A 16,371-nucleotide genomic window follows, 5' to 3' on the forward strand; every position below is an offset into this window, starting at 1 on the left:
AAAGCCAAGCTCTGTTTTTGCTTTTTCCAATCCAATCCGGCAAAGACAGTCTTGCCGTTACTCCTTTGCCGATTTTCCATGAACCTCCATCGTGGCAGCATGGAAAATTGACTGGCGTGTACCGCTTTATTTTCCTATTTCCTTTTCATTGGCAAAGAACGCGACCGTTTCCTCGAGTCCCTGCCGAAGCGTCGTTACAGGCTTCCAGTTCAGAGCTTCTCTTGCCTTTTCGTTGTCCAGGCAGCTGTGGCGGATGTCGCCAGACCTCTCTGCCTGATAGTCGATCTTGCCTCGTTTGCCCGTGGCGATCTGCAGTAGCTCGCAAAGCCTCTGAACCGTTGTCGTTACGCCTGTACTGATGTTGCAAATAGTCCCGGAGCCAGACGACAACGCCTGTACATTGGCCATTGCCACATCTTTGACGTAGACAAAATCACGAGTTTGCTTTCCATCTCCAAATATAACCGGTGTTTTGCCTGCCAGCAGCTGCTGTGTAAAAATCGAAACGACGCCTCCCTCCCCCTTTACGCCTTGGCGAGGACCGTAGACGTTGGAATAGCGGAGTACGCTTACGTCGATCGCGTGAAACCGGGAGTACCAGTGAAGATACCACTCGCTAAGCCATTTGGATGCGCCATAAAGGGAGATTGGCTGAATCGGATGTGTCTCCTTTATCTTTTCCTCCTGTGTCTCCCCGTAGACAGCGCAGGAAGAAGCAAACACGATCTTTTCCGCACCGCACTTGACGGCCGCATCCACGACATTCAGGGTCCCCATGACGTTGACAGTACCGTCTGAGAGCGGTTCTGACATAGACTTCGCGACGTCTACCTGTGCAGCCTGATGAATCACTGCTTCCGGACGAACAGACCGGAAAAGATCGACGAGGTCATGTTCGCGGATATCCTTCTCGACCAACAGTACATCACGGGAAAGACGGGAGCGGTCCCCTGTAGAGAGGTTATCCACTACCGTCACGTCATGCCCGCGCTCTACTAGCAATTCGACGATATGCGAGCCAATAAATCCCGCTCCGCCCGTCACTAATACCCGCATCAGGAGTCACTTCCTGTTACCTGCAGATGCTCCCGGTACCAGTCGATGGTAAGCTTCAGTCCCTCCGTCAAAGAAACCTGCGGACTGTAGTTCAATACCTCTTTGGCACGCTGCAGATCCGGCTGTCGTCTTTGCATGTCTTCATATCCGGGACCGTACGCTTCTTCATAGGAGAGGGTGATGATCGGCGAAGTCGAGTTGGCGAGCTGAACAACCAATTGGGCCGTTTCCATAATCGTCATCGGTTGATCATTGCCAATATTGATAACGCGTCCATTGGCATGTGGCTGCAATGCCTGGAAGGTTCCTTCGACAGTATCCTGGATAAAGGTAAAGCAGCGGGTCTGTTCCCCTGTCCCATAGACGTAGAGCGGTTCCCCCTTGATAGCGGCAGTAACGAATCGCGGAATCACACCGCCGTATGCAGAAGACGTCGCCCTCGGCCCGTACGTGTTGAAATACCGCAGAATCGTGACGGGCAAGCCCAGTGACGCGTAAGCCAAACAAAGATGCTCATCCAAAGCCTTGGCTGTTGAATAGCACCAGCGATGCGTAGCTGTGGAACCGAGTATCCGATCATCGTCTTCGCGGAAGGGAACCGCCGCATTCTTGCCATACACCTCGGACGTGGAGGCGAAGATCACTTTTTTTCGATCCGGGAACGCTGCTTCCAAAACGAGCTTGGTTCCATCAATATTTCCCTGGATCACCTTCAAAGGATTCTCGACAGTATTTTTTACACCTAATACCGCTGCCAGATGATAAACGGCATCCACTTTTTTCATCAACTCTTGCAACAGGTCCCGGTCCAGTACACTGCCCTGTACAAAGTGCATGTGCGGATGTGCTTGTAAGGGAGTCACAAAGGCTCGCTTGCCGGTCGACAGATCATCCAGCGCCCACACTTCGTGCTGCTCGCGTAATAAGCGCTCTACTAAATGGGAGCCAATGAAGCCGGCTCCCCCCGTCACCAGAATTTTCACGCTGAATCTCCTCCCTAGAGTAAAATGAGATTATCTTGCTGTTCGGTAAAGACTCTTCGGGTATCAAAGAGCAGTCTAGCGTGTTTCCCGATCATCTCGTAAGGCAGCCCTGTATGATCGGTCAGCAGTACGACACAATCAAAGGCTGACAGACTTTCCGGGGAGAGCTCCACACTCTTCGCTTCTCTTCCGTTGACCTTCACTTGGGGCACCAGCGGATCATGGTAGCAGACACTCAGCTCCATACTGTCCAATTTTTCATAGATGGCCAGTGCAGGCGATTCACGTGTATCGTTGACGTCCTTTTTGTAGGTCAAGCCAAGAAGCAGAATTCGCTGCTGCGTCACGGGTTTTTTGTTTCCCATGGCCTTGATGATCCTGCTGATGATGTAGTCTGGCATCTGGTCATTGATCACTTTTGAGAGGTGGATAAAACGTGTTTCCATGTCGTACTGCTTTGCTTTCCACTGCAGATAGAGCGGATCGACCGGGATGCAGTGTCCGCCGATGCCAGGACCGGGATAGTAAGCAGTAAAACCGTAGGGCTTCGTTTTTGCTGCCTCTATCACCTCCCACACGTCTATCCCCATTTCAGCGCAGATCATTGCGAACTCATTCATGAAGGAGATATTTACGAACCGTTGGCAGTTCTCCAGAAGCTTCGTCATTTCTGCTGCTTTCGGTGTGGTGACAGATATGAGATGACGAAAAGCGAGACCGTACACCTCTTTCACCTTTTGCAGGCAGTTTGGCGATATCCCGCTGATTACCTTTGGTATATCTTCTAATGAATACTGTTTGTTTCCAGGATCAATCCGCTCCGGCGAATAACCGAGATAGAAGTCTTTCCCTACCTGCAACCCGCTCCGAGAAAATATCGGCAGCAGTACTTCTTCTGTCGTTCCGGGAAATGTGGAGCTTTCTAGCACGACCAAGTGTCCATCATGCAAATGCGGAACTAGTGAGTTGGCTGCGGCCTGAACATAGCTGAGATCTGGATACGAATGATCGCGCAGCGGTGTAGGCACACACAAGATGATAGCCTCGGCGGAACGGATTTTCGAGAAATCATCGGTCGCTGAAAAACAACCTGTGTCAAACAATGCGGCAACCTCACGATCATGTATGTCGGTCAAATAGCTTTTTCCTGAATGGAGCATTTCTATTTTTTCTGTGTCTACGTCTATTCCGATGACAGACACCCGTTTGGAAGCAAACAGCATGGCAAGAGGTAACCCGACATACCCCAACCCGATAATGGCTACGACAGGTGTCGTATTTTCTTTGTCCACGGTCAACCAGGTTTCCTCCCTTCGTATACGGCTATCTTAGGTTATGTGAACGACTATACTTTCGATATGGTCGGATATACTATCTTTTGAAAGAGTAGTGGAATATCACGAAAAAATAGTTGAACATCCTCTTCCGCTTAGCCGTGGCTTGACATATATCATAGTGAGCCGGTATGCGATGATACAGAAAAGGAGAGATTCATAGGTGCGTATCCTCATCGCAACGTACTGGTATCTGCCGCACGTCGGAGGAGTCAATACCTACGTCAATGTGCTCCGAAAAGAACTGATGGCGGCAGGTCACCAGGTCGATGTACTCGCCCACCACCCGGATATGCAGAAATACTACATTGTCCACTCAGGGCGGTACTTGACGAAAGCAAAAATCAAGCAGGTCGTGTACGACAATGTACTGAAGTACTTCGAAACGTCTCAGCCGTACGTAGATGATTGGATCCGCTGGCGGGAGATTGAACGGTACTCTTTTGAATTGGCAGCCATTTCATTCAACTTGAAGCAGTACGATCTGATCCATACGCAGGACATTATCTCGACACGTGCGTTATCGAGGGTAAAACCACCGAATGTTCCACTGGTTGCCACGATTCACGGTCTTTTGGCTACCGAACATATGCTCTCAGGGGACGTGACCAGCAAACAATCGCTTCCGTGGAAGTATGTCTGCAAGGAAGAGTACTATGGAGCGACCTCCGCCACCAAAACCATGGTTCCGACTTCCTGGCTAAAGCGGAAGCTGAGCGAGCCGGACTATGGTGTACCTCCTAAACTCCTGCACACCGTTCCCTACGGCATGGACATCCAGCAATTTTTGAGAAAATACAACGCTCCCCCGTCCTCCTATGTTCCGATGGTTGAGAGTGGAAAAACCGTCTTGATCTGCCCCGCCAGACTCGTCCCTGTCAAAGGACACAGATACCTATTGGAAGCCATTTATAGGCTGAAACAAAAAAGAAATGACTTCGTCTGCTGGCTGATCGGCAACGGACCCCTGTACAGTGAAATGGTGTCTCTTGCAAGCTCCCTGGGCATAACCGACGTGGTCCATTTCTTCGGGGATCGTGACGATGTTCCTCAGCTTCTTAGGCAAAGTGACATATTGGTTCTTCCCTCTGTACAGGACAACCACCCATTTTCCATCATGGAGGCACAGGTAGCTGGAAAGCTCGTCGTAGCTTCGAATGCAGGCGGTATCCCGGAAATGGTCTCCCATAAAAAGACCGGCTTTATCTTCGCCTCGAGCAATAGCGATGACCTCGCTTCCAAGCTCAACTATGTCCTCTCGCATCCCACTCTTGCAAAGCAAGTGGCAGTTCAAGGACATCGATGGGGATTGCACCGCTGGTCTCTGTCTACTCTCTTGAAAAATACGATGGGGATTTATTTGTCAGCACTAGAGAAGGTGAGGAAGTAAGATATGGCCATAAAAAAGCTTAGGAGCTCATCTCGACCCGTCAGCCGAAAACGGAAAGCCCCCCTGGTTTATCGCGGCGCTGCAGTGAGAGGTCCGTCCACAAAAATGAACAGGGGAAGGCGCCCGCAAACGATAGCAAGATCGGTTCATAGGTCCACCCCCAGCAAAAATGATAAAGTGTATGCAGCATACCGGCAGATTCTACTAAAAAGAGGCATTCCGATATCCATGCAGCAAGCAAAGAATGTCCCGTACCGTTTGGCACTGTCCACCGTCCAGAAAGCCATGCGGGAACGAAAACCGTCTGTTTCCGGTTCAGCCGCCAAAACAAGGCAACGTCCACTTCGCCGTGCAGGAAATAAACAAGCAGGGCTCATGAGAGGTCCCCGCAGGTCGAACCGTATCATGACCAAAACACGAAAGCGTCGAACCGCATGGACAAGGCGAACACTTGCTTTTCCAGCACCCCCAACCGTTCCGGAGGTGACCCCCATCCCAACTGCGCCAATCCTTCCTGCCATCGAAGCGGATGTTATAAACGCACCTGCACCTCTATCGGAAGAAATTCACTCCCAAAGTGTCGATACACAGCGAATCGAGTCTATTTTCTATCAAAACCGGGAGCAATTGTTCGACCCTGGCTTATGGTCCATGGTAGTAAGTGATCTGCCGTCTGACTATCAGATACCTGACCCAGCATTCACAAGCAGTCTGAGCCAGGCTCACAAACAATTAAACGGGTAAGCCAAGTCTGACGGCAACGATAACGAACAACTGGCAGCCAGTTGTAAACAGAACAAAAACCGTTGTCATCTTAAAGGATGGCAACGGTTTTCTATGTTCCTAGACATCGTTTGGAAGAACGAAGTGATTCGAAGCAAGCTTTGCCGTTCTTCCTATATGTCCAAAGATGTGTCTCCTTCTTAGCTGATCGAAAAAAAACACTCTCTCTGATTTCATGGACTGCAAAAAGGAAAGAGCTTCCATATGATCGCCCAAAATCAGATCCTTCACCAGATTGTTCGTCTTCTGATTGATGATTCTCTTCCGATTCGTCCGCAAGACATCCACACTAGCTGATTGTACGACCCGCATTCCCTGCAAAATCGCCTTTGCTTGGGCCAAAGGGGGAACCATCAGGCTGTCATACCCAAGCCAGGCCGCCACAGATCGTTTCATCGCATGAGGCACTGCCGTCATCGAGGAAAAACCGAGATCAGGGCGCAGCAGCAGGCGATTCAAATATGATTTGGCCATGCTCACAGCGTCAATTCTTGCCGTATTATTAAAAAATCGGTTTACGTTATTCAGCGATATATCCGCTCCGAGGTAGCAAGCTTTGACAAATCTTTGGAGACGTTCAGCTGGAATCACGATATCTCCATCAAGAAACAACAGCACGTCTCCGCTTGCTTCCTTGGCCCCGATCGCTCGCCCAACATCGTGTCCCAATGGAAACGGATAGGAAAGGCAAGTGACATTGTATGTGGTCGCAATCTGTATCGTTCTGTCCCGACTGCCATTTGCAATCACAATAATTTCCTTTGGTCTCAAACGCACCACTTGCTTGAGCACTTTGCCGATCGTCCGCTCCTCGTCCCGAACCGGTATGATGACCGAGAGTCGTTGCATGTTTTGCCTTGTTTGCAGGCTGTCCAGCAAAGGGAGCCTTTTTCTTCGGGCCGCTTTCTTTTTAGCTGGTCTCTTCCCGGTTTTGACCATGGCTTTTCTTTTCGTTACCTGGCCTTTTCTCTTAGGTTTGTAGATGATCACGCCCTTCTCCCCCTTCTATTCGCGCCGTCTCTTTGTGCATGACCGAACGCAAATGAAGATGTCCGGGAACATTCAACAACTGGCGGTTTCGATCCAGGTCATGAAATCCCGCTCGAACTCCCCTTGCTTTTATAAAGTACGCGATCGCCTCAGCGTGGTCTCCAAGTACCAGTTCCTTTACATTTTCCGTTCGTCCGGTCCGTCGTTTATTGACCTTGGCCGTATTAATCGGACAAACACGAGTAATAGACAGTCCCTCGAGAATTGCCTTTACCTGTGCTTTCGGTGGGACAGCTAGCTCCTCCCAGCCGATCCGATTCACTGCTTTTCGGCTCATGGCATGTGGAACGGTGGTCAAAGAACTGCCGACGAGGTCCGGCCTGCCCGTAATATGGTTCAAGAGACGCTTGGCGAGCGAGGTTGGATGCATGTTTCGCTTGGTGCAGAAGCCGGAGTATGCATTTAAGGCGATATCCCAGCCAGCCTGAATGGCATTGATGTAAACGCGCAGCTTTTGAGCAGGGATGACGAAGTCAGCGTCGATAAACAGCAAGACTTCCCCTCTGGCAAAGTAAGCACCTACCGCACGTCCTACATCATATCCTAATGATTGATATCCTTCGATTACACGAGCACCTGAATGAAACGCAAGCTTTGTAGTTCCATCTGTTGTGCCGTTTGATACAACAAGAATTTCAATCGAGGGGGATACCTTTTTTACTTCCTCGATGACGCGGACGATGCGTTTGCCTTCATTGCGAGCAGGAATAATAACCGACACTTTTGGTGCGACAGATAAATCGTCGTCCATCGCGTTTCCCCCTTTCCGGTAAGATGGTTTCTTTTTACCATACGTTGGTCACGCGAGTATGGACACGGCTGTTATCCCCTGACTCCTTGACTTCCACTCTTCGTTTTCTATCAGTATTTGTTTGTGATCATTACGTATGTAATTCTTTTTCTAACCAATGCCAATAAGCCGTCCCTGTCATAGAAGGGACGGCTTTGACACCTGCAATTATTTTATTGCATGCGAGACCAATTTCTTGGGATTTGGCGCATACGCTGACGTCGACGCTTTCTCGCACGGGCTACCGTATAGGTAACCAGAAAAAGATTAAGTCCAAGCCAGGTAAACAGGATTCCGTATCGAGGACCGGTTGGCACGCTCTCCGGTTCTTCTTTGCTTGCAGCGGCTGCTACACGCGGCTCCTCTTTTCGTTTCAAGGCATAGGTACGCGAGAGTTCCCCAGCCCTGACAATTAGCTGGCCATCAGCAGTTACCTCGGTCTCGGGGGTTGTTCCCAAGGGGACAGTCGCATATAAATCGGAATCGGCCGTATAGGTCGGCGCTTCTTCCTGCGAAGTCTGCTGTATACTCTGCTTAGCGCGTGTAAAGGCCTGTCCAGCATGGGCGATTTGCTTTGTCTCAAAATGAGCGAAGCCATAGTCCAGCATGGCAGTAACATCCTTGTAGGAAAGGTTGCTCGAGCCCGCTTTCATCGTAACCGCGATAAATTCTGTGTCTCCCCGTTTGGCCGAGCCGACAAGGGTATTGCGTGCCTGGTCGGTAAACCCGTTTTTGATTCCGGTAGCTCCCTCATAATTTCGGAGCAGCTTGTTATGGTTGACCAAAACCGTTTGCCATTCCAGACCGTCCCATGGCAACCGCTCTGTTGCGACGATTTCTCGGAAAATCGGATTCTGCATGGCGTATTGGGCAATTTTTGCCATATCGGCTGCTGTCGTATAGTGATTCGGATCATGCAAGCCATGGGCATTTGTAAAGTGGGTTTCCTCAATGCCCACTTTTTCGACAAGATAGGCATTCAATCGTTCGGCAAATTGCTCTACGGTACCGCTCAAATGTTCGGCGATCGCTGTTGCCGCGTCATTACCGGAGTTCATCAACAGTCCGTACTCCAGCTTTTTTAGCGTTACTTGCTCTCCTTCTGCAAGGTAGACACGCGTGCCTTCCTCCCAGCGAGCTCTTTTCGAAACAGTCACGATGTCATCCGGATTTCCATTCTCGATTGCGTAAATTCCGGTTGCGATCTTGGTGATGCTTGCCGGATACAGCTTGGCGTGGGAATTTTTTTCGAACAAAACCTGACCGGTCTTTGCATCGATCAAGATAGCAGATTCCCCGCTAATTTGTTCCGGCGACAAGACGGCAGATCCCTCCTGGGCCTTGACCTGCTGTACCGCGGTGGTGGAAAAAACACATGCCACGGCCAGCAGGCAGATGAGTAAATAACGCATGCTATTTTTGTTCCTTTCATAGCTATTCGATCTAGTTGTCATCCAAAAGTAGCGCTTATCTGTTATCCGAGACGTTTTCCGAGCAAATCATAGATCATCTTAAACTTCGGATTGTCCTGAAAAGCCTGTTCAAATCCGCTGACGTACTCGCGATACAGGGCGGCAGCCGATTCTAAATCTTGCTTCACATACAATGAGAAGATCTCTTCCAGTTTTTCTTCCAAGGTCGGATCGACCGCTTGCGGCGTTAAAATCTCCTGCCGCAAATTGTTCATCAGCACATCCAGCTGGTGAGTGATCAATGAAGCTTCATGGAGCTGCTCCATCACATTCTGAGGGATGTTCCCTGCATATTTGTATCTGAGCTCATGTTCATTGGTTGCCCAGAAATTCATTCCGAGAGTTCTGATCTGGATTTCACAAAGCAATGTAATTTTTTCGCTGCCATGATACACCGTATAGGATGCAATCATGTGAATGCTCCGATACCCGGAGTCTTTCGGTGATGCAATATAGTCCTTCACGTCATGGATGACAATATCTTCCCGCTCCTGCAGCAGCTGCTGAACCTCGCGTACATCATCAACATAACGGCAGACCACGCGCAATCCAGCAATATCCGTAATCTCGCGTGCGAGATCCGCTTCCCAATCACTCTGCGTAAAATCAATCCCTTTTTCCTGAGCCTTTTTCACCAGGCTGTCCACTTTTTTGACGCGACCTACTACAAACTCGATCGGGGAATACCGTCCCCGCTTCATAAAGCCGTACTTAATTCCTTTTAGCTTTAATTTCAATTCATCAACCGCTTGTTCATAAGGTGCCAAAAAATGAACAAGGTTATTTAATACCCGATTTGGTACTTGTGTGCTTTTCATGCAAAAAACACCTCCATGTCACTCCCAGAGGAAAGGTGATGCATCCAGAAATGGTTGCGGATTGACATACGTATTTCCAATCAACATGCCAAAGTGAAGATGAGGCCCGGTCGAGAAACCCGTGCTTCCGATGCGGCCGATTTGTTGCCCGGCTTTCACCAGATCACCCGTCTTTACATCAATCTTGGACATGTGTGCATAGATGGAAAATACCTGGAGGCCGTGGTCAATGATTACCGTGTTACCGGTCAAATACAATGACTCCGCGAGCACGACTTTTCCGTGGTTGGTCGCCGCGATCGGCGTGCCCGTCTTGTTGGCGATATCTATGGCTGCATGTCGATTGGCCGGTACTCCGTTAACCACTCGTTGATATCCGTATGGGGTTGTAATGCGGCCTTCTGCAGGCCATTGAAATTTGTCGGCAAAATACGCTGTCTCCGCCGACTTGGAGCGGGCAGCGTTGATTTTCTTCTGATCGGCATCAATTCTTGCCGTGTCTTGTCTCATTTGGTTTAGTTGCTTGGAAACAGTCAGCTTGTCTACCGCGAACTGTTTGGGCAGGATCGTCAATTCAGCTTTATGCTTGTTATCCGCAGTTTGTATAGGATAGGTCCCGGGCTTTGCGTCAAAAGGAACCGGAATAAACCGGACATACTCGCCGTTTGAAGGCTGAAGCCGGTACGTTTTCTGAAAAAGGGTGACTGACGTAGCCTGTTTGCTTTTCACCAGTACTGCGTCACCCGGATGTGTTTGAACGGGTGCGATCGCCAGGTATGGTTGCTCGAAGACAGTCTGGGCGTTCTCTTTTATTTCTTTCCCCATGCTGCTTGTCCCCGCAGAAAAGACCAAAGCGGCTATCAGCATCAGACTGGAAATCTGCTGGATCATCGCGTATTCCCTCCCATTTTCCAGTATAACAAATCAAAGCGGGAAATGAAAAAGAAAAAGAAGGCTAAAATTCTTCAGCCTTCTACCGTTCCGACTGTTTTTTGCTATAATCCGACATCATTTCCATAATTGATTGAACGTTTGTCAGCATTTCGCTGGCCCGTTTTGTCTTCTGTGTAATGTTGTCAAAATCGATGATTCCTTTTTTTCTGTCGTTCCATCGCTTGAACAAATCGTTTGCAGCCGCCGGGTTGGCGCGAATCGCAGCCACACGTGATGGGTCCTGCATAAGCCATGCTTCAAAATCCGGGTTGGCTTTAAACAGGCGTTTCATGTCCTTCTTTTTCACGGCCCGCCGTCCCCCCTCTCTATCCCACAAAGAATAGGATGCCTCCGTTACATTACACCATATGACTAGTCCGCGAATGTGGATTGTGTATTCGCACACTCCGCAGAGAAAGGGCTCCTGTGTAGAGACAAGAAGAAAGACCCCTCTATGAGGGGCCTTCCTGCATTCACATATTTACTTGTAGCTGCACGGATTTATCCGCGGCCTGCCAGTTGTTGTTCAGCAAAGCTAACCAGACGTTTCGTGATTTCTCCTCCGACGGAACCGTTTTGGCGGGAAGTGGTATCTGCGCCCAGGTTTACACCGAATTCTGCAGCAATTTCATACTTCAGTTGGTCCAGGGCCGCATTTGCTTGAGGAACTAACAAATTGTTGGTGTTGCCAGAGTTGTTGTTCGCCATGTGTGATTCCTCCTATCGCTTTTTTCTCCCGGGACGGATTCGAACCGTCAGCGTGCTGCTCCTCTCCAACTGAGACCGAGAGACGTTGAGAAAAGAGTCTTGTTGACCTCTTGTGATACTATCTTCCCTCCAACTGTCCAGCCGCATTCGCCTTTCCTCGATGTAAAATCTGACAGGCGCAAAGAAAAGTGTTCGTCCTGTTTTGTGCTATAATGAGGCGAATAGTCTCGACGATGAGAGGAGTCGCCGTTGTGAACAATCCGCAAAAAATTTTGCTCATTGACGGAATGAGCTTTCTGTTTCGCGCATTTTACGCTTCCGCTTGGACAGGCGGATACCGACAAACGTCTCAAGGCGTTTACACCAACGCTGTGCATGGATTTACCAAAATGATGCTGGACTACATCGACTTGATCCAGCCCACACACGTCGCTGTCGGTTGGGATGTCGCAGCCAGGGAAACCCTTATCCGTAGCCAGTGGTACGATGGCTATAAATCGAACCGCAATGCTCCTCCCGATGAATTGATCCCGCAGTTTGATTTGGTAAAGGAAGTAACCGATGCTTTTTCTGTACCGAATATAGGATGCCCCGGTTATGAGGGGGACGATGTACTCGGGACACTCAGCACGATGCTGGCTGCAGACGGTAATGAGGTTGTGATCGCAACGGGTGACTACGACAGCCTTCAGCTCGTGTCAGAAAAAGTCAGCGTGAAGATATTGAAAAACGGCGGCAAGCATGAGCATTACACGCCCGCCAGTCTGCTCCACCTGCGCGGCATCACCCCAGAGCAGGTGGTCGACGTAAAGGCCCTGATGGGTGATGCCTCCGACTGTATACCCGGCTGTCCCGGTATTGGCGAGAAAACAGCCCATAAGCTGATCACAGAGCATCAAAGTCTGGACAACCTGTACAGCCGGCTGGAGGCTTGTACGCCAAAAATGAGAGCCAAGCTGGAAGAAAACCGTGACCAGGTGTATCTCAGTCAAAAATTGGCGACGATCATCTTTGATGTCCCGATCACCTTTGAGCCGGAGCAAGCAAAATGGGAATACGAAAGCACTCGTGTACGTGAAAAATTTGACGAGCTGGAATTTGGCCGCAGCCTGCTTAGCCGGATCAACTAATGGAGGAGCCATGGGAGAACTAGCCAAAAAGCTCAGGATCAAGGAAGGTCATCAAGTTTTGGTGCTTAATTCCCCCGAGGGCTATACAAACCTGCTGCTCCCGCTGCCGGATGGTGCAGCCATGCAGAGCGAGCCCCCTCAGCAACAAGAAAGACAACACCAGAGCAATTCAAAGGACTGTGTCCTGTTGTTGTTCGTTCACAGCATCTAAAACGGGGGGAAACGAGGGCGAGCAGGCTCCAAAAAACGGTTGAACGGCTTTCATCCGGGCTGAAAAACCCTTGGGTGAAGGCGTGAGCAAGAAAGGGCTGAGCAAGAGAGCCTGAACAAGAAAGCCTGAACAAGAAAGCCTGAACAAGAAAGCCTGAACAAGAAAGCCTGAACAAGAAAGCCTGAACAAGAAAGCCGTGCCTCCAAAAGTGACAGGATCGTAAAAAGACCATCTTTGGCTGCCAGTGCCAAGATGGTCTTTTTGCCGCTTATCCGTTTCAGAATGCGGCTATTGCGATGGTTGTCTCGTTGAAAATACATCCAATAAGAGCCCGGTCTGCTCCTCCCCTCGGCTCTCCCAGGTTGAAGCAAACCTCACCCGATGGGAAACCCCGAGTATGTCGTATTGTTGTACCAAATGCTGACGGGCAGAGCCGACGATCAGCGTATGCAGCCGCACCTGCTTCTTTTGGGCCAACTGCGCAAGCATGTCCCTCACGTAAGCAGACAGCCCGCCGATGCCATCTGTCGCCATGACGAGATCAGCGGATTGAAACCGGTTGTTATCCTCCAGGATGCGAATCGCGCGCTTCATGGGGGCATCAAAGTGAGTGCCCCCGCCGAAGGCTGTCTGGGCCAAAGCATAGAATCCTGGCCAATCCGGTCTTTTATGGTACAAGGCCCGCTCCAGCAGTTCACCCTTGGCTCCAAATAACAGCAGCATAAAATCTCGCTTTTCCAACAGACAAAGGGCCGCGAATGTCATCACAAACACTTGGGCTAGTCGCAGCTTTCCGCCCTTCATCGAATGAGAGGTGTCCAGCATGAAAATAACGGGGCCCTTCGGCGGCTCCTCATACCAGCCTGTCGTATCGTATGTCATCAGCTTTTGCTCCAGCCATTTCAGCAAAAAATACGTTTCATAGTCGGGATCAGCCAAAAGAACCGCTTCACTGGGGAGCATATGTCCGATATCCCCGGACTGCCTCAGGTTGTCGTATTCCTCCGGCATCCGGCGTGTCCGCTTCTCCTTCTTTTTGATCCGAAAATGGTGGACGTTGCGCCCCACCTCCTCCAAAAAAGAAAGCAGATCAGGATGCCGCTTCAGCTTGTCCACCCATTGCAGGTACTGGTCCAGCGCTTGCCTGCGGAGCTTTCCCAGATCGTTTCCCCAGCGGCGATTTGCAAAGCGCTGGCTGGCCTCAAGCAGCTCGCGAATAAACAGAGTGTCATTTTCCTCACCGGAGAGCGTCTCTTTCAACGAACGATCCAGCCATTGTCCCAGCTCCTGTTCGAACCGCTCGATAGCTTCCCGCTCCTGGCGCGTAAGGCGCTCATGCTGCTTTTCCCGTTTCGTGAGCTCCTCTTCCAGCTTTTTTACCTTCTGTTGCAGCTTGGACCGCTTCGTAAATTGCACCCGCATATCTTCGCGCAGTTCTTCTATTCGTCCCTTGAGCGACTGGATCTCGGCCTCCACCAATGGCCGGGAATCGAGCACTTCCTGTTTCTCTTCAACCAGCCGCTTTCCTTGCTGCAACGTATATCCCACCAGCTGCAGCCGCGAAATCTGTTTTTCTGTAAGAAACTCGGAAAGCTTGGCCTGCTCATTTCCCTCCCCGTGCTGCTTCTGTTTCAGCCCGGCAACCAGTGGCGTCATTTGCTGCTCGCGTTCTCGCTTCTTCACTTCTTCCGCGAAGCTCTCCGCCAGCCACATAAGAGCCTTGATCGCTGTTTTGAACGAAGCGCTCTCCTGCCCGATCGTACGCGGGTGTATAGTCTGGTAAAAGTACTGTTTGCGGAGCGTCTGGACCATCCAACGATGGAACGGCGTGGCTTCCTGTGTCTGATCGATTTCGGGCTCAGAGAGGAAAAAGCAGAGAAAAAAATCAGCCAGAAGCTCCCGGGACAACCACGGTGCCCGTTTTTTTGCTTCCTCCATCCATTCCATTGCCGTCCGTGATGAATAGCAGAGTCCGTCGAAGACATAACGGTCGACCCTGCTGGCACGAATAATCATGATCGCCGGCAGCCTCCTCAGAGGGTGTAATCATATTCGGTACCCGCAATTTCGCGATCGAACACCGTCCGATATACCCCTTGTATCATCTGTAGAATCCGTTCCCCCTCGACGCGCAGGTGGACGTATTTGACCGTATACTTATCTACTTGATGGATGAGCCTGTTTTTCTCATAGATGTAGGCATTCATATCCTTCTCCCGCCGCTGCCAGCCGAGCAAACGATTCCGAAGGTCCCTGCCCGTCTCTTCAAGCTCCAGCCGGCATTCCTCCAGCATGGAGCGGTACTCCTCCGTCCTCTGGGCTCCCATCTTATGACCGATCTCTTTTTTAAACTGGAAGGCGTGCAGCTCCGATTCTTTTTCCAGCCAACGTTGGGCAATCTGATGGTATCTCCGCAAAGGAAGCTCAGCTTCGAGCTCTGCCTTCACCTGCTCCGTAAACCTTTTTTCAAACAGCTCACGCAAGACGGGCAAATCCTCTGGAACCTCCCATAGCATGTGCGGGGTAAAGACGGTATCCCAAATCGACACATAGTCCCGGCCGTTGAGGACAGCAGAGGTTTTCCACACATGAACGATCTTGTTCCATCTCCTGTCAGAGATGACAAACTCCTTTTCCTCGAGATCCTTTTTCAAGCTGTACAAAAAGTAAATCAGGCCCTCCGAGATGGCAACCTTCTTCGAGGCGGACTGGACATCCTTTACATCGTACAATGAGAAGACCACGGGTATCTCTTTTGCAGGCGGATCGAACATCTTTTCATAGCTGGAGGCATGCTGCAGATATCCCACCTCGTAACGGATGAGAAACCGGTCGTACAAGGCCGTCAGCTGCTCTTCTTCGTCGGGCAGTTCATTGGAAGCGGCCACGAGAAAGAGCAGCGGCACTTCTTCTTTTTCTCTTCCGTTAAAGTAAATCCGTTCATGCAAAATGGACAGCAAAGAGTTCAATATCGCGCTATTGGCCTTAAAGATTTCATCGAGAAAGGCGAATTGAGCCGACGGCAAATACCCGGCTGTCTTCCGTACGTATTGGTCTTGTTTGAGCTGCTGGAGCGAAACCGGGCCAAAAATCTCATCTGGTGTCGTAAAACGGGTGAGCAGATAATCAAACCAATGCTCAGACCCGAATAGTTTGGAAATGGAGCGGGCAAGCTGCGATTTCGCTGTCCCCGGAGGACCGACGAGAAGGGCGTTCTCGCCGCTCATGATTCCGAGGATCAGCAGCCGGATCAGCTCGCTCCTCTCAAAAAACCGGCGCTCCAGTACTTCGATCGCTTGATCTATTTTTTGTTGAAGCTGCGTGGTATTCAGCATGGTCAATGGCGCAAAAGGCGCCGGTCCCCCCTCTTTTGCCCTTACTTGGTGAAAAATTGCTTCCTTATCTATCCTCGCATAAACAGCGAAGCATTTCCAGTTGTCGACCACATCAAGAACCGCTCACCGTCCGTATAACGATCAACAAAGATGGGATAAAATGGATAATAATGACAATGAGAGGAAGATTGGGATGCCCCAGGTACAGTTGACGGAAGAGGAATACGAGCAGCTCATGGAGCGTATCTACAGAATCTTGAACCGGACCGAAGAACTTGACCACGTCACCCACCACTGGATGTGGGAAGTCTGGCGAACAATCCGCTACAACAAAGTGTAAACGAAAATTCCGCCTTCACCCATGCCTGTTTCCTTGCA

16 protein-coding genes are annotated in these 16,371 nt (G+C 50.3%); 4 read left to right on the plus strand and 12 right to left on the minus strand.

Annotated features, from left to right (window positions below):
• Positions 1 to 126 precede the first annotated feature (126 nt).
• From NST96_RS14110 to NST96_RS14120, 3 genes are read right to left on the minus strand one after another with little or no spacing between them, the layout of a single operon-like run.
• Positions 127 to 1,056, minus strand: coding sequence for an NAD-dependent epimerase/dehydratase family protein (locus NST96_RS14110; RefSeq protein ID WP_122958837.1), 930 nt, complete (start codon positions 1,054 to 1,056; stop codon positions 127 to 129).
• Positions 1,056 to 2,039 (minus strand): NAD-dependent epimerase/dehydratase family protein, encoded by a 984-nt coding sequence (locus tag NST96_RS14115; RefSeq protein ID WP_031933093.1) that lies wholly within the window; start codon positions 2,037 to 2,039, stop codon positions 1,056 to 1,058. The genes NST96_RS14110 and NST96_RS14115 overlap by 1 nt, the downstream gene beginning before the upstream one ends.
• Before the next feature lie 14 nt (positions 2,040 to 2,053).
• Positions 2,054 to 3,331, minus strand: coding sequence for a nucleotide sugar dehydrogenase (locus NST96_RS14120; RefSeq protein WP_031933092.1), 1,278 nt, complete (start codon positions 3,329 to 3,331; stop codon positions 2,054 to 2,056).
• A gap of 205 nt (positions 3,332 to 3,536) precedes the next feature.
• Between NST96_RS14120 and NST96_RS14125 the strand changes: the two genes are divergently transcribed.
• Positions 3,537 to 4,763 carry a glycosyltransferase family 4 protein gene (locus NST96_RS14125; protein ID WP_003390404.1) on the plus strand — a complete coding sequence of 409 codons (1,227 nt, stop codon included), beginning with the start codon at positions 3,537 to 3,539 and terminating at the stop codon, positions 4,761 to 4,763.
• Positions 4,764 to 5,606: 843 nt separating this feature from the next.
• On the opposite strand, the gene NST96_RS14130 is transcribed toward NST96_RS14125, so the two are convergent.
• From NST96_RS14130 to NST96_RS14160, 7 genes are all read right to left on the minus strand, one after another.
• Positions 5,607 to 6,536, minus strand: coding sequence for a glycosyltransferase (locus NST96_RS14130; RefSeq protein WP_003390406.1), 930 nt, complete (start codon positions 6,534 to 6,536; stop codon positions 5,607 to 5,609).
• Entirely contained in the window at positions 6,517 to 7,347 is an 831-nt protein-coding gene (locus NST96_RS14135; RefSeq protein ID WP_003390407.1) for a glycosyltransferase, read from the minus strand. Before NST96_RS14135 ends, NST96_RS14130 begins: the two co-directional genes overlap by 20 nt.
• 212 nt (positions 7,348 to 7,559) lie before the next feature.
• On the minus strand, positions 7,560 to 8,798 hold the full coding sequence (locus NST96_RS14140) for a D-alanyl-D-alanine carboxypeptidase family protein (RefSeq protein WP_003390408.1): 1,239 nt from the start codon (positions 8,796 to 8,798) through the stop codon (positions 7,560 to 7,562).
• Positions 8,799 to 8,860: 62 nt separating this feature from the next.
• Complete coding sequence (locus tag NST96_RS14145; protein ID WP_003390409.1) at positions 8,861 to 9,676, minus strand: GTP pyrophosphokinase family protein; 816 nt, start codon at positions 9,674 to 9,676, stop codon at positions 8,861 to 8,863.
• An 18-nt stretch (positions 9,677 to 9,694) separates the two neighbouring features.
• Positions 9,695 to 10,567 (minus strand): M23 family metallopeptidase, encoded by an 873-nt coding sequence (locus tag NST96_RS14150; protein ID WP_024984661.1) that lies wholly within the window; start codon positions 10,565 to 10,567, stop codon positions 9,695 to 9,697.
• Between the two features lie 82 nt (positions 10,568 to 10,649).
• Positions 10,650 to 10,916 carry a hypothetical protein gene (locus tag NST96_RS14155; RefSeq protein WP_172920787.1) on the minus strand — a complete coding sequence of 89 codons (267 nt, stop codon included), beginning with the start codon at positions 10,914 to 10,916 and terminating at the stop codon, positions 10,650 to 10,652.
• A gap of 194 nt (positions 10,917 to 11,110) precedes the next feature.
• Positions 11,111 to 11,317: an alpha/beta-type small acid-soluble spore protein gene (locus NST96_RS14160; protein ID WP_003390413.1), complete on the minus strand. Its 207-nt coding sequence runs from the start codon at positions 11,315 to 11,317 to the stop codon at positions 11,111 to 11,113.
• Between the two features lie 251 nt (positions 11,318 to 11,568).
• On the opposite strand from NST96_RS14160, the gene NST96_RS14165 reads away from it, so the two are divergent.
• Positions 11,569 to 12,447, plus strand: a complete 879-nt coding sequence (locus NST96_RS14165) for a 5'-3' exonuclease H3TH domain-containing protein (RefSeq protein WP_172920254.1) — start codon at positions 11,569 to 11,571, stop codon at positions 12,445 to 12,447.
• A gap of 10 nt (positions 12,448 to 12,457) precedes the next feature.
• Positions 12,458 to 12,658 carry a hypothetical protein gene (locus tag NST96_RS14170; protein WP_311068436.1) on the plus strand — a complete coding sequence of 67 codons (201 nt, stop codon included), beginning with the start codon at positions 12,458 to 12,460 and terminating at the stop codon, positions 12,656 to 12,658.
• Positions 12,659 to 12,946: 288 nt separating this feature from the next.
• On the opposite strand, the gene NST96_RS14175 is transcribed toward NST96_RS14170, so the two are convergent.
• Both NST96_RS14175 and NST96_RS14180 read right to left on the minus strand, forming a co-directional pair.
• Complete coding sequence (locus tag NST96_RS14175; protein WP_122958840.1) at positions 12,947 to 14,674, minus strand: hypothetical protein; 1,728 nt, start codon at positions 14,672 to 14,674, stop codon at positions 12,947 to 12,949.
• 17 nt (positions 14,675 to 14,691) lie between these two features.
• On the minus strand, positions 14,692 to 15,993 hold the full coding sequence (locus NST96_RS14180; RefSeq protein ID WP_024984658.1) for an AAA family ATPase: 1,302 nt from the start codon (positions 15,991 to 15,993) through the stop codon (positions 14,692 to 14,694).
• A 193-nt stretch (positions 15,994 to 16,186) separates the two neighbouring features.
• Between NST96_RS14180 and NST96_RS14185 the strand changes: the two genes are divergently transcribed.
• Positions 16,187 to 16,333: a hypothetical protein gene (locus NST96_RS14185; protein ID WP_170208400.1), complete on the plus strand. Its 147-nt coding sequence runs from the start codon at positions 16,187 to 16,189 to the stop codon at positions 16,331 to 16,333.
• The last annotated feature ends 38 nt before the right edge of the window (positions 16,334 to 16,371 follow it).

It is taken from the genome of Brevibacillus sp. FSL K6-2834 (assembly GCF_038592925.1).
In the GTDB taxonomy this organism is placed as follows: domain Bacteria; phylum Bacillota; class Bacilli; order Brevibacillales; family Brevibacillaceae; genus Brevibacillus; species Brevibacillus borstelensis.

Bases quoted from the DNA above. Each gene is read 5' to 3' on its own strand.
- NST96_RS14160 (WP_003390413.1), bottom strand. From the start codon at position 11,317: ATGGCGAACAACAACTCTGGCAACACCAACAATTTGTTAGTTCCTCAA.
- NST96_RS14110 (WP_122958837.1), bottom strand. From the start codon at position 1,056: ATGCGGGTATTAGTGACGGGCGGAGCGGGATTTATTGGCTCGCATATC.
- NST96_RS14175 (WP_122958840.1), bottom strand. From the start codon at position 14,674: ATGATTATTCGTGCCAGCAGGGTCGACCGTTATGTCTTCGACGGACTC.
- NST96_RS14180 (WP_024984658.1), bottom strand. From the start codon at position 15,993: ATGCTGAATACCACGCAGCTTCAACAAAAAATAGATCAAGCGATCGAA.
- NST96_RS14145 (WP_003390409.1), bottom strand. From the start codon at position 9,676: ATGAAAAGCACACAAGTACCAAATCGGGTATTAAATAACCTTGTTCAT.
- NST96_RS14170 (WP_311068436.1), top strand. From the start codon at position 12,458: ATGGGAGAACTAGCCAAAAAGCTCAGGATCAAGGAAGGTCATCAAGTT.
- NST96_RS14150 (WP_024984661.1), bottom strand. From the start codon at position 10,567: ATGATCCAGCAGATTTCCAGTCTGATGCTGATAGCCGCTTTGGTCTTT.
- NST96_RS14135 (WP_003390407.1), bottom strand. From the start codon at position 7,347: ATGGACGACGATTTATCTGTCGCACCAAAAGTGTCGGTTATTATTCCT.
- NST96_RS14185 (WP_170208400.1), top strand. From the start codon at position 16,187: ATGCCCCAGGTACAGTTGACGGAAGAGGAATACGAGCAGCTCATGGAG.
- NST96_RS14140 (WP_003390408.1), bottom strand. From the start codon at position 8,798: ATGCGTTATTTACTCATCTGCCTGCTGGCCGTGGCATGTGTTTTTTCC.